We start from the raw sequence: 12,610 nt of genomic DNA, 5'->3' as shown, positions 1-12,610 counted from the left end.
GAGAATGTACAGTTGTAAAAAGGGCTAATGTAAGGAGATACAGATGTTAAGTACTGAAGTTGAATATTCTATAAATAAATTATTCAGGGATGCGCGTGATAAGCACCATGAATTTGTAACAGTGGAACATCTATTATTATCAATGACGACAAACCCTTCGGCCGGAAAAGCTTTAAGGGCTTGTGGTATAGATATACCTATTTTACAAACAGAACTAGAAAGCTATATTGAAGAAAGCACCCCCCTACTTACAGCCGAAGATAAACGTGAAACTCAGCCTACTTTAGGCTTTCAGCGAGTTATTCAAAGAGCGGTATACCATGTTCAGGCTACAGGTAAAGGTGAGGTTAGTGGAGAAAATATCTTAGTCGCTATTTTTGGTGAGCCTGAATCTCATGCGGTTTATTATTTAGCAAGACAGGATATGTCTCGCCTGGATTTAGTGAATTATGTGTCTCATGATATTCGCAAAGATGAAGCAATGCTTTCAGATTTTAGCTTAGATGAAACGAATAGCTCATCAGAAGACTCTGATATAAACCAGGACACAGACCAAGAGTCTGAAGAAGTTCAAGAGAGCCCTCTAGAAAAGTTCGCTACAAACCTTAATCAACAAGCTATTGAAGGCAAGATAGACCCTTTGATTGGCCGTGAACTAGAAGTAGAGAGAACAGTACAGGTTCTTTGTCGTCGCAGAAAAAACAACCCACTACTTGTTGGTGAATCCGGTGTTGGTAAAACTGCCATCGCTGAAGGCTTAGCTAAACGCATCGTAGATAAAGAAGTGCCAGAAGTTTTAGAAGAAGCAATCATTTACTCTTTAGATTTAGGAGCGATAGTTGCAGGTACTAAATATAGAGGTGATTTCGAGAAGCGTTTAAAAGGTGTTCTTACTCAAATCAAGAAAGAAGAGCATGCGATTCTGTTTATTGATGAAATTCATATCATGATAGGAGCGGGTGCTACCTCTGGTGGCACGATGGATGCGTCTAACTTGTTAAAGCCGATGCTCGCAACTGGCGAACTGAAATGTATAGGTTCTACAACTTTTCAGGAATATCACAGTATTTTTGAAAAAGAGAGAGCATTATCCCGTCGTTTCCAGAAAATTGATATTAAAGAGCCTAGTGTTAATGAAACAGTCAAGATTCTCAAAGGCTTAAAATCACGATTTGAAGAGCACCATGGTGTTACCTATACCATTCCTGCTTTAGAGTCAGCTGTAAAGCTTTCTGAGAGATATATCACAGATCGTTTTCTCCCTGATAAAGCTATAGACGTTATTGACGAGGCGGGTGCTAATAGACAGCTACAACCAAAATCAACGCGTAAAAAGAAAATTACAGTTAGAGATGTTGAAGCGATAGTAGCAAAGATTGCACGCATACCTCCTAAGACTGTATCTAGTACTGATATGGAAGTACTTAGAAACTTAGATCTTAATTTGAAGCGTGTTGTTTTTGGTCAAGATATGGCCATTGACCAATTAGTAACTGCAGTAAAGATGTCACGTTCAGGATTGCGTGATGACTCTAAACCGATTGGATCATTTGTTTTTGCTGGACCTACTGGTGTTGGTAAAACGGAAGTAACAAATCAACTGGCTGAAAACTTAGGAATTGAATTACTTCGCTTTGACATGTCTGAGTATATGGAGCGTCATACTGTTTCACGTTTAATTGGTGCTCCTCCAGGATATGTTGGGTTTGATGATGGTGGATTGTTAACAGATGCTGTTAACAAGAACCCACATGCTGTGTTGTTACTGGATGAAATAGAAAAAGCACATCCAGATGTATTTAATCTTTTATTGCAAGTTATGGATAATGGATTCTTAACAGACAGTACAGGACGTAAAGTAGACTTTAGAAATGTAATACTAGTTATGACCAGTAATGCTGGAGCTGAGAACATCAGTCGTAGTTCTATGGGATTCACTAAACAAGATCATTCTTTAGATACCATGAAGGCTATCGAAGGAGTGTTTACACCTGAGTTTAGGAATAGACTTGACGGCGTCATTCAATTTAAGCCTTTGGATGAGAATGTGATTATTTCTATCGTTGATAAGTTCCTCATAAAACTAGAGGCACAATTACATGACAAAAAAGTTACGCTTATTGTAGATGATAAAGCTAAGCGCTGGTTAGCAAAAACTGGGCATGATCCTGTTATGGGAGCTCGTCCTATGGAAAGACTCATTCAGGAGAAAATTAAGCGCGGTCTAGCTGATGAAATACTATTCGGAACGTTAAGTAAAGATGGTGGTATTGTTAGAATAACCGAGAAGGCTGATGATTTGAAATTAACATTTGAATCTAAGGCAGTCCCAGCATAAGACTAAAACAGTCATTAACATCTCGATGAGAGATGTTTGCACACAAAAAAGCCAAAGTATTTCACTTTGGCTTTTTTGTATTCTGAATTTTATTTTTTCTAATATTAGATGTAATTTAATATTTATCTGTATAAGGTGGTCATTATTCTCGACCTATATGCTCTTACTTATTATAAAGATATATTACTTCGGCAACGTGTCTAGGGTCTTTATATAAGTTTGGGTATAGCTTCTCATTAATATTCGAATCAATTCTATCGAACGTTGTATCGTCTATAACACCAGAGTTATATAAACATTCCAAATGATATAGCAGATTATTATATTGTTCTTCGGTGTTACTGCACTTATGGGAGATATCTACATAAGTGTCTAGTGCATCATTTCCAGAGATTCTTTTTTGTAATTCAACAGTAAAAACGTTAAGTTCCTCACTATTAGATGAAGACTCCAAATCAAAATCAAATTTATAAAGCAACTCATCACTGGATGACTTAATAAGCGAATGTCTTCTTTTAGAGCTATATGTTATTAAATGAAAAACAGTAGTTAGTATGATTGACGCGGAGGCTAATAACAGAACTAAAGATACTGTTTTATTGTTTAGATTAAATTGTGATAAGGAGAATGCACTAATAGCGCTAATAAATAATAATGCAATAATTAAGATGATTTTTTTATTAGGCAGAGTATTTTTTGTTTTAATGTATGTGTCTGTTAAATTTATTTTTTTATGAACAGATCCAAACAAAGAAATTTCATTTATCTCCAGATAATTACTCGAATATATCTTTAATTCAGTAGTCTTATAAAAATTACTTAAATAAACAAAATGTGTATAGAGTTCTTTTTTCATCTTATGAATCAACCTTCAAAAGAATGAATATACTTCAGTTTTCAGCTAAATAACTTTATAACTACCTTGTATGTATTGTTGCTCTGATTAAACAATCAAACGTCACTTTATTGGAGATGAGTGGCTATTACTTTCGCCCACCAATTAATTCATCCTGAAATTTTTGTAACTCATCCCATTTGCCTTCACTAGCTAGTTTGGCCTGTTGTGGCCAACTCTCTGGTTCATGGACTCTATATTGAGGGCCACCTTCATCTAATAGATTTTTAAGAGTTTCCCTTTGCTGCTCAGATAAATCTTTAAATGTATGTATTCCTGATTTTCCTAGCAATTCCTGGATTTTAGGGCCAATACCCTCAATTTTCTTTAAATCATCCTTAGTAATGATAACTGCGTCCACTGATGGTTCAGTGCTATTATCTTGAAGAGACTTTTGGTAATCCGTTAATCCTTTCCAGTCATTATTATGCGCCATACCTGCTTGATGGGGCCAAGTTTCAGGGCTATGCATACTATACGGATTCCCCGCTTCTGCTAGAATACTTTTCAGTCGTTCTTGATTAGAGTTGTGTAGTTGACTAAAGGTATATATACCACTTTTATTTAATAACTCTTCAATTTTAGGTCCTATTCCTTCAATTTTCTTTAGATCATCGTAGTCTTTTATATCATCGTTATTAGCAACCTCTTGAGCTGTATTTTTCGTAGACGAGTTATCAGAAGATGTATTAGCATCGGTATTTATAGTTGTTTCAGAGTGCATAAACTCTTGGTAAATATTCAACTCTTCCCATTGTCCTTTTTCAGCCATTGCTGCCTGATGTGGCCAAGATTCTGTTTCGTTCTTGTTAAATCGACTGTCTGCTTCAACAATATAGCTCTTCAAAACATCTGTATCAGAGTTACTTAGTTGTTGAAACGTGGTTATACCTTTTGAATGTAAAATTTCTTCTATTCTTGGACCGATACCTTCTATTACCTTTAAATCATCAGATGGTTTTATTGGAGGCACGGTATTTACATGGAGTGAGGCTTTTTGTGACCTGGAAATAAAAGCTTGATACTCTTTTAGTTTATTCCAGTCACCTTTAGAAGCTAAACTGGCTTGATGTGGCCATGTTTCAATTTCTTTCCTATTCGTATTGTTAGTTACAAGTCTTTCTTGAAGAGACTGTAGAGTTTCTCTTTTTATATCCCTTAAATCAGTAAAAGAATTAACGCCTTCCTGCTTTAATATGGTTTGAACTTCGGGCGTGATGCCACTGATTTTAGTAAGCTCATCTATTCTAGGCTTAGAATAAATCCTATCATCATTACTTTTGATTATTCTAACTTCACCAGTAGTCTGTGGCACATATTTTGGCTCTTCGACTTTTGGTGAAACTATCGACTGTTTATAATTGTTTGCGCTTAAGTTTGACGAATTACTACTATGAACGGCACCATCATTCTCACTAAATAATTTTTTGAATAACCAGCAAAGAAGGCACCCAAGTAAAAAAGCACCCACAAGCATAACCAAAATTTCGCCTGTCGCATCCTGGTTGTTATAGTTTTTGGTTACATCGTTGTTAAACATAATTTTTCCTTAATACGTTTTAACTATCTAGTGTTTAAATTTTAAAACTTACGAATCGTTCTACTTTTTTTGACTTGGAATAATTTCTACACGTCTATTCAGCAATCGACCTTGTTCGGTATTATTGTCTTTTATAGGCTCAAACTCACCACGGGAAATAATATCTATCTGAGCAATTGGTGCACCTTTGCTAATTAGCATCTCACGAATAACCATGACTCTTTTTATACCTAATGCTAGATTAGCCTTATCCGAGCCGATATTATCTGTATGTCCTATTAGTGTGATTAAATTTTCCGGACGTTTATTCATCCACTCAACAACTTCATCAAAATATTTTGAAGCTTCTTCACTATATTTAGGCTCTGCCGAATAGAAAGGGAAATATAATCGCGCAGATTTCAAATCGCTTTCAGTATCTAGATTGGTGTATTCCAAATCCAGATTTTGTGTATCAGTTTTAGTGGATATTTCGGCTAATGGCTCAACTGATTCAACACCCTCTTTACTAGTAGGATTCTTTCCAACATTAGTTTTATTAGTTGACTCATCTTGTACTAATTTTGGCTCATCTTTTTTAACAATACTTTCTTTGTTTGTTTCTAATGCCTGCAATGCATCGATTATTCCATTTCCATCTAAATCTACAGGTTGATCAAAATTACTACCGTATTCCTCAGCATCTGATTTCCCATCGCCATCTGTGTCAGTTTTTAAAGGATCTGTACCATGCCTTAGTTCCTGTGCGGTTGATATTCCATCATTATCATCGTCTGGATCAACAGGATTAATCAATTTATCACCATCAGTATCCTGTAATTCATTGCCTTCAGGGCTTCTGACTTCTTCATTGTCTTTTAGCCCATCGCTATCAGTATCATTAGACAGAGGATTGGTGCCTATTGTAATTTCATAACGTGTGATTAGTTTGTCATTGTCATCATCTTTGTCATTAATATTAAGAACACCATCAGAATCTGTATCTAAAGGATTGTTAATATTTTTACCAATTTCTTCATTATCATTAATGCCATCATTATCTGAATCTGCTTTCTCAGGTTTGCTGCCTAGCTTCTTTTCTAAGACATCACTAATCGTATCATTATCTGTATCAGTATCATCGACAGCATCGATAGCATCGATTATTCCATCTAGATCCGAATCTAGGGGAGTTTCTATATTCGCACCTATTTCAACTGAGTCACTTATTCCGTCGCCATCTGTATCGACTTTTGTAGGATCGGTATTTAGTTTTGCTTCTAAAGAGTCGCTTAAACCATCACCGTCTTGATCAGTTTCTTCTTCGGTATCAAGTGCATCTATAATTCCATCTTTATCGGTATCAATTGGGAGATCCAGATTTTCACCTATTTCCTTTGAATCAGATATACCGTCTCCGTCAGTATCCAGTAATAGGGAATTAGTCCCCAGTAAAGTTTCATTACTGGTGCTGATTGAATCATCATCGTCATCTGCATCTAGGGCATTTATGATTCCATCAAGGTCAGTATCTTTAGGATTTTCAGGGTTTTTGCCTATTTCTTTAAAATCACTGATCCCATCATCATCGGTGTCCTGACGTAATGAGCTGGTACCTATTTTTTCTTCGATAGAGGTTTTAATGCCATCATTATCATCATCTTCATCTAAGGCATCTATTATTCCATCTGAATCTGTATCTAATGGTGCTGAGACAGATGCGCCAATTTCTTCATTATCAGGAATGCTATCTTTATCGGTATCTAAGAGTAGGGGGTCGGTACCTAATAATTTTTCTTCCTCATCGCTTAAGCCATCAGAATCGGTATCAACTACTTGATTAGCAGAGGTATTTGATTTGTTTTCAGGAGTCTTTTCTTGTTTAGGAGTTGTCGCTAGAGTTTCGGTAGAGTTTGAACCACAAGTATTTTTTATATTGCAGGTGTAATGCCACCAGCTTCCTAGAAACCACAATGAAGTCGCAATCACTGTTAGCAAAATATAAAATTTATTTGTACTTTTCTTCATAAAGAATAATCCATTAACTACAAATCCAGTACAAATTCACCCATATCTTTACACTAAAGATTCCATGAACAGTCAGTATCTGGTGATGTGCAGTTTGCATCTATAACTGCACAGGCTATTTATATCCTTGTGATGCTTAGATGTGAAAGATATTCTGATTAAAACTGAATATTAAATGATAAGTGGCATGAGTAATTTATCTGTATCTACTTTTAGCAATTTTTTTACTTTGATAGCTTATGTATCCAGAAACTAATACCCATGGTTAACAGCACCGAAGATGCGAAAACATATAAACCATAGTGCACATCGACTTTGGCTAAAACACCTAATTTTACAGACACTAATAAGAGCGCTACAACAAACACATCGAGCATTGACCACTTACCAAACGTTTCTATAATTTGTAATGTTTTATCTAGAAATGACCCTTTTTCAAACTGCATATTAGTAATTAATACCAAGCTAGCTATTTTTATAGCAGGTATACATAAACTGAAAATAGCGATGACATAAAATAAAAACCATTCTTGTTGTAAATAAAGACCTTTAATCGTAGAAAGTAAGGAAACAGTGTTTTCAAAGAAATACATTTTTTCCAGAGTCAGTAATGGTGCTGAGACACCTACAACAAGACAAGTCAAAGCAGCCATGAGTAGTAAATTTATTATTATTCCCTGCCTAGGAAAATTTCTTATGATAGATTTCATTCATTTAATACCCATGATTTAAAACTTATACTTGCCACACATGCTTCTATAGATGATGATTATCTACTGTTTTTCAAGTTTTGAGGAAATTAATGTGTTAAACGCTTACCACCAACATGTCGCAGAACGCGCTGAGCAGGGAATTCCACCTTTGCCTCTAAGTGCAGAACAAACCGCTGAATTAGTAGAACTACTAAAAAACCCAGAAAGCGGCACAGAAGAAGAATTATTAGATCTTATTACTAATCGTGTTCCTGCTGGCGTAGACCAGGCAGCATACGTTAAAGCTGGCTTTTTAGCGGCAATAACAACGGGAGAAGCTTCTTCTCCATTAATCGATGATTTAAAAGCAACACAGTTATTGGGAACAATGTTAGGTGGTTACAACATAAAGCCTCTTATCGATTGCTTAAGCAATGACAAATTAGCACCGTTGGCTGTTGAAGCATTATCAAAAACTCTATTAATGTTTGATGCATTTTATGATGTTAAAGATTTGGCTGATGCTGGTAATGATTATGCTAAACAAATCATGCAATCTTGGGCTGACGCAGAATGGTTTACTTCTAAAGAGAAACTAGCGGAAAAAGTTACCGTAACTGTATTTAAAGTGCCGGGCGAAACAAATACTGATGACCTTTCACCTGCACCTGATGCCTGGTCACGACCTGATATCCCTTTACATGCATTAGCCATGTTAAAAATGCCACGTCCTAATTTTGTTGATAAGCCATTAGAAACAATCGAAGAGCTAAAAGCTAAAGGTCATCCTGTTGCTTATGTAGGCGACGTAGTCGGTACAGGCTCATCACGTAAATCAGCGACTAACTCAGTGCTATGGACTATGGGTGATGATATTCCGTTTATTCCAAATAAACGTGAAGGTGGTTACTGTTTCGGCAATAAAATTGCACCGATATTCTTTAACACGATGGAAGATTCAGGCGCATTACCAATTGAAATGGATGTTTCAAAAATGGAAATGGGCGATGTAATTGACGTTTATCCATACGAAGGCGTTGTAAAACGCTCTGGAACAGATGAAGTCATTGCTGAATTTGAATTAAACACACCAGTTTTACCAGATGAAGTTCGTGCAAATGGTCGTATCCCTCTTATTATTGGCCGTGGTTTAACAGCACGCGCAAGAGAAGCACTAGGCTTAGAGCCTTCTGATGTATTTGCTAAACCAGACGAGCCAGCTTCTTCAACTAAAGGTTATACCTTAGCGCAGAAAATGGTTGGTAAAGCTTGTGGTTTACCAGGCGTTCGTCCAGAGCAATACTGTGAGCCAAAAATGACAACGGTAGGTTCTCAAGATACTACGGGTCCAATGACTCGTGATGAGCTTAAAGATTTAGCTTGTCTAGGTTTCTCTGCAGATTTAACCATGCAGTCATTCTGTCACACAGCGGCATATCCTAAGCCAGTTGATATCGACACACAGCACAACCTACCTGATTTCATTATGAATCGTGGTGGTGTATCACTTCGCGCAGGCGACGGTATCATTCACTCTTGGTTAAACCGTATGTTACTTCCAGATACTGTTGGTACAGGCGGTGACTCTCATACACGTTTCCCATTAGGTATTTCTTTCCCTGCAGGATCTGGTCTTGTAGCATTTGCTGCAGCGACAGGTGTTATGCCATTAGATATGCCTGAATCAGTACTGGTTCGTTTTACAGGTGAAATGCAGCCGGGCATCACATTACGTGACATGGTTAACGCAATTCCGCTAGCGGCGATTAAGTCAGGTGATTTAACGGTTGAGAAAGAAGGTAAAAAGAATATCTTCAGTGGTCGTATTCTTGAAATCGAAGGTTTACCAGATCTGAAAGTAGAACAAGCTTTTGAATTATCAGATGCATCTGCAGAACGTTCAGCGGGTGGTTGTTCTATTAAGTTAGGCAAAGAGTCTATCGCAGAATACCTAACCTCTAACATTACAATGTTGAAGTGGATGATTTCTGAAGGTTACGGAGATATTCGTACAATCGGTCGTCGTATTTCTGCGATGGAAGAATGGTTAGCAAATCCAGAATTAATGGAAGCTGACGAAGATGCAGAATACGCAAAAGTATTTGAAATCAATATGTCTGAAATCAAAGAGCCTATCCTAGCTTGTCCGAATGACCCTGATGATGTGAAAACCTTATCAGAAGTTGCAGGCGCTAAGGTAGATGAAGTCTTCCTGGGTTCTTGTATGACAAATATCGGTCACTTCCGTGCAGCGGGTAAATTACTACAAAAAGCAGGAAAAACTGTTCCTACACGTATGTGGATTGTTCCACCGACTAAAATGGATGAGCATCAGTTGATGGAAGAGGGCTACTACAGCATCTTCGGTAATGCTGGTGCACGTACAGAAATGCCGGGCTGTTCATTGTGTATGGGTAATCAGGCGCGTGTAGCTCCTGGTTCGACGGTTGTTTCTACGTCAACTCGTAACTTCCCTAATCGATTAGGTGATGGTGCAAATGTTTACCTTAGCTCAGCGGAACTAGCATCTGTTGCTGCTTTAATAGGCAGAATTCCTACTACTGAAGAGTATATGGAATATGCTAAAGAGTTAGATACTATGTCTGCTGATATTTATCGTTACCTAAACTTCAACGAAATTGAGTCATATCAAGCGTCTGCGAAAATTGGTGAAGGTAAATTACTGGATATTCCAGTGGTAGCAGCATAATCTATCGATTTACTTTTGATGCTGTTAACGATTTTTGATTGTATCTAACAGTTAAATAGCGTTATAAGAATAAAAAGAGGTATTCCAGAAATGGAATGCCTTTTTTTATGGGTAATTATTATACGTAAAGTATTTCATAATCGACTTATTATTATTTTCACGATCATCTCAACGTAAATTATTTCAGGAGCCTCTAAGGCATATTATTATGGATAAACAAAACAACCCTTATGGAGTTGCACCTAAGGCCACAACGCATGAGCAAGTTACTTATGCGCCAGTAAAAAATAATAGTTTGGCAATTACATCTTTAATTTTGGGATTGTTATCAATCTTCTTATCTCTAATAACAGCAATACCTGGTGTGATCACCGGCCACATGGCGCTGTCTAAAATTAAAAATGCACCTATGGATTACGAAGGCAAAGGAATGGCAATTACTGGGTTAATACTCAGTTATCTATTTATCATTCTATCGTTGCTGTTTATCTTTGCTATCATCTATATGGTCATGGAAATACCAGGTTTCAAAGAGTCACTATCTGAAGGTTTTAACGAAGGTGTTCAACCAGGCATGCAACATTGATATCAATAAAAAAGTACACTAATAAAAAGTGCCCCAAAGTAGGGGGGTGCCTTTATAAATGGATACATTAAATACTTTTCTTAATAACGATTTATCAGCATTTCAGTTTATGGCAATCGCTGCCATTTTTATCTGGACTGGGTTCGTAAGAACTGGAATCGGTTTTGGTGGTGCTGCTTTAGGCTTACCATTACTCTTATTAGTCGATGATCAGCCGTTAGTATTCTTGCCTATTATCGGCACACATTTATTATTGTTCACCTCATTTACTATTGTCAGCAGAATACAGAATGTAAATTGGCCTGTTGTTGCAAAGTCCATGTCTATCATCATAGTTCCGAAAATATTAGGACTCATTGGGCTTTTAAGCCTCCCGAATTACTGGCTGATTATAATAGTGTTCTGTATCACGCTTTTTTATGGTGCTACGTGGTTATTAAATTACACGATACGAAGTCAGTCAAAAGCAGTAGATGTTGCTTTGCTGACGCTTGGTGGATATATCAGCGGCACATCTTTGACAGGAGCTCCCTTGATAGTTGCGGTAGTAGCTCGTTATGTCAATAAAATACAATTACGTGAAACATTGTTTGTAATCTGGATAATTTTAGTCGCTTTTAAAATGACCGCATTTGTTGTTTATGACGTTGAGTTGCAATGGCAATTTAGCTTGGTGTTGGTTCCTTTTGTGGCAATAGGTCATTACATCGGATTACGAGTACACGATTATTTTATTAATACCGATAGTAATATGTTCCATCGTGTATTGGGTGCCTCGCTCATTGTTATATCAGGCATAGGCTTAATCAAACATATATTCTGATAATTTCAATCTCACTATATTATTTCCTACTATATTCGTTCTTACTATAAACATGACAGCAACAGACAACTTTTTAGCGATAGACCACATTAGTTTTGTTATTTCAAACCTTGAAAAATCTAGACGTTTTTATGAAACCGTTTTAGGCTTAAGAGTTGATAATTCACGCCCTGATTTATCTTTTGATGGATTCTGGCTTACCATCAACCATCTTCAACAAATACATTTATTATTGGTTAAAAATCACGATCCATTAGAACGACCTGAGCATGGTGGTCGAGATCGGCATGCTGCCTTTAGAGTCAGAGACCTATCGACCATACAGCAGCGTCTTAATGATCATGGGATTGTGTTCACCATGAGTCAATCAGGGCGTAAAGCACTTTTTGTTCGCGACCCTGATGGCAATACCTTGGAGATTTTGCAATGAGCAAGGATCTATCATCACAAGATAAAAATCAGGCAGGTGGAACTGATTTTTTGGCGCTTTTTAAAAGCAAATTTTACGGAGTTCTAAAATGGCATCAACTCGATCATATTTGGGATGTGGTCAAGGCCGACTCAGACGAAGAATGGTACATCTATGAAACAGATAAAACAGTTCCAGAAAAGCCCATGCTAGAGAAAGATTTAATTACTTATATCGAAAAGATAGACCTGTCATTGAGAGCAGAACACAAGGAAGACTATTGCGGAATTGTGTATGCGGATAATCTAGAAAAGCCTAATTTCATTAAGGTATTTGACCCAAAGGGTCTAGGTTCATCTTGCAGCATTGCCAAAACTCCACCTTTACCAAAATGGACAATAACTAAATCTAAACCTCAGAACTTACAAGTAAAAGATAAGCCTGAAAATCAACCTAAACGCTGGCTCGGAAAATTATTTTCAAAATAATACCCAAATACACCTATTGATTCGATCTGCTACGTAGACACTCGTAATTCTTTTCGAGTAGAATACCCAACAATATATTTTTGAATTTAATCGGGATGTTGTTCTGCATGGAGCACCATCCC

At 36.9% G+C, this 12,610-nt stretch carries 10 protein-coding genes; 6 read left to right on the top strand and 4 right to left on the bottom strand.

What is annotated here, in order from left to right:
• Positions 1-43 precede the first annotated feature (43 nt).
• A complete protein-coding gene (gene clpA / locus EV695_RS06995) occupies positions 44-2,338 on the top strand; it encodes an ATP-dependent Clp protease ATP-binding subunit ClpA (protein WP_131905241.1) in 2,295 nt (764 codons plus the stop codon).
• A 163-nt stretch (positions 2,339-2,501) separates the two neighbouring features.
• On the opposite strand, the gene EV695_RS06990 is transcribed toward clpA, so the two are convergent.
• From EV695_RS06990 to EV695_RS06975, 4 genes are all read right to left on the bottom strand, one after another.
• A complete protein-coding gene (locus tag EV695_RS06990) occupies positions 2,502-3,194 on the bottom strand; it encodes a hypothetical protein (protein ID WP_131905240.1) in 693 nt (230 codons plus the stop codon).
• Between the two features lie 127 nt (positions 3,195-3,321).
• Positions 3,322-4,773 (bottom strand): helix-hairpin-helix domain-containing protein, encoded by a 1,452-nt coding sequence (locus EV695_RS06985; RefSeq protein ID WP_131905239.1) that lies wholly within the window; start codon positions 4,771-4,773, stop codon positions 3,322-3,324.
• A 60-nt stretch (positions 4,774-4,833) separates the two neighbouring features.
• Positions 4,834-6,780, bottom strand: a complete 1,947-nt coding sequence (locus tag EV695_RS06980; protein WP_131905238.1) for an OmpA family protein — start codon at positions 6,778-6,780, stop codon at positions 4,834-4,836.
• Positions 6,781-7,004: 224 nt separating this feature from the next.
• A complete protein-coding gene (locus EV695_RS06975; RefSeq protein ID WP_207906998.1) occupies positions 7,005-7,433 on the bottom strand; it encodes a paraquat-inducible protein A in 429 nt (142 codons plus the stop codon).
• A gap of 151 nt (positions 7,434-7,584) precedes the next feature.
• Here EV695_RS06975 and acnB point away from each other — a divergent pair, with 151 nt between their 5' ends.
• From acnB to EV695_RS06950, 5 genes are all read left to right on the top strand, one after another.
• A complete protein-coding gene (gene acnB, locus EV695_RS06970) occupies positions 7,585-10,182 on the top strand; it encodes a bifunctional aconitate hydratase 2/2-methylisocitrate dehydratase (protein ID WP_207906997.1) in 2,598 nt (865 codons plus the stop codon).
• A 208-nt stretch (positions 10,183-10,390) separates the two neighbouring features.
• Entirely contained in the window at positions 10,391-10,768 is a 378-nt protein-coding gene (locus EV695_RS06965) for a DUF4190 domain-containing protein (protein ID WP_131905236.1), read from the top strand.
• Between the two features lie 58 nt (positions 10,769-10,826).
• Complete coding sequence (locus EV695_RS06960) at positions 10,827-11,591, top strand: TSUP family transporter (RefSeq protein ID WP_207906996.1); 765 nt, start codon at positions 10,827-10,829, stop codon at positions 11,589-11,591.
• 52 nt (positions 11,592-11,643) lie between these two features.
• Positions 11,644-12,021 (top strand): VOC family protein, encoded by a 378-nt coding sequence (locus tag EV695_RS06955; RefSeq protein WP_131905235.1) that lies wholly within the window; start codon positions 11,644-11,646, stop codon positions 12,019-12,021.
• A complete protein-coding gene (locus tag EV695_RS06950; RefSeq protein WP_131905234.1) occupies positions 12,018-12,488 on the top strand; it encodes a hypothetical protein in 471 nt (156 codons plus the stop codon). Before EV695_RS06955 ends, EV695_RS06950 begins: the two co-directional genes overlap by 4 nt.
• Positions 12,489-12,610: the final 122 nt, after the last annotated feature.

Source organism: Cocleimonas flava, from assembly GCF_004339015.1.
In the GTDB taxonomy this organism is placed as follows: Bacteria; Pseudomonadota; Gammaproteobacteria; order Thiotrichales; family Thiotrichaceae; genus Cocleimonas; species Cocleimonas flava.
The sequence above is the reverse complement of the archived record's forward strand: the minus strand, read 5'-3'. Positions and strand labels throughout refer to the sequence as shown.

Bases quoted from the DNA above. Each gene is read 5' to 3' on its own strand.
- EV695_RS06960 (WP_207906996.1), top strand. From the start codon at position 10,827: ATGGATACATTAAATACTTTTCTTAATAACGATTTATCAGCATTTCAG.
- clpA (WP_131905241.1), top strand. From the start codon at position 44: ATGTTAAGTACTGAAGTTGAATATTCTATAAATAAATTATTCAGGGAT.
- EV695_RS06985 (WP_131905239.1), bottom strand. From the start codon at position 4,773: ATGTTTAACAACGATGTAACCAAAAACTATAACAACCAGGATGCGACA.
- EV695_RS06990 (WP_131905240.1), bottom strand. From the start codon at position 3,194: ATGAAAAAAGAACTCTATACACATTTTGTTTATTTAAGTAATTTTTAT.
- EV695_RS06975 (WP_207906998.1), bottom strand. From the start codon at position 7,433: ATGGCTGCTTTGACTTGTCTTGTTGTAGGTGTCTCAGCACCATTACTG.
- EV695_RS06980 (WP_131905238.1), bottom strand. From the start codon at position 6,780: ATGAAGAAAAGTACAAATAAATTTTATATTTTGCTAACAGTGATTGCG.
- EV695_RS06950 (WP_131905234.1), top strand. From the start codon at position 12,018: ATGAGCAAGGATCTATCATCACAAGATAAAAATCAGGCAGGTGGAACT.
- EV695_RS06955 (WP_131905235.1), top strand. From the start codon at position 11,644: ATGACAGCAACAGACAACTTTTTAGCGATAGACCACATTAGTTTTGTT.
- EV695_RS06965 (WP_131905236.1), top strand. From the start codon at position 10,391: ATGGATAAACAAAACAACCCTTATGGAGTTGCACCTAAGGCCACAACG.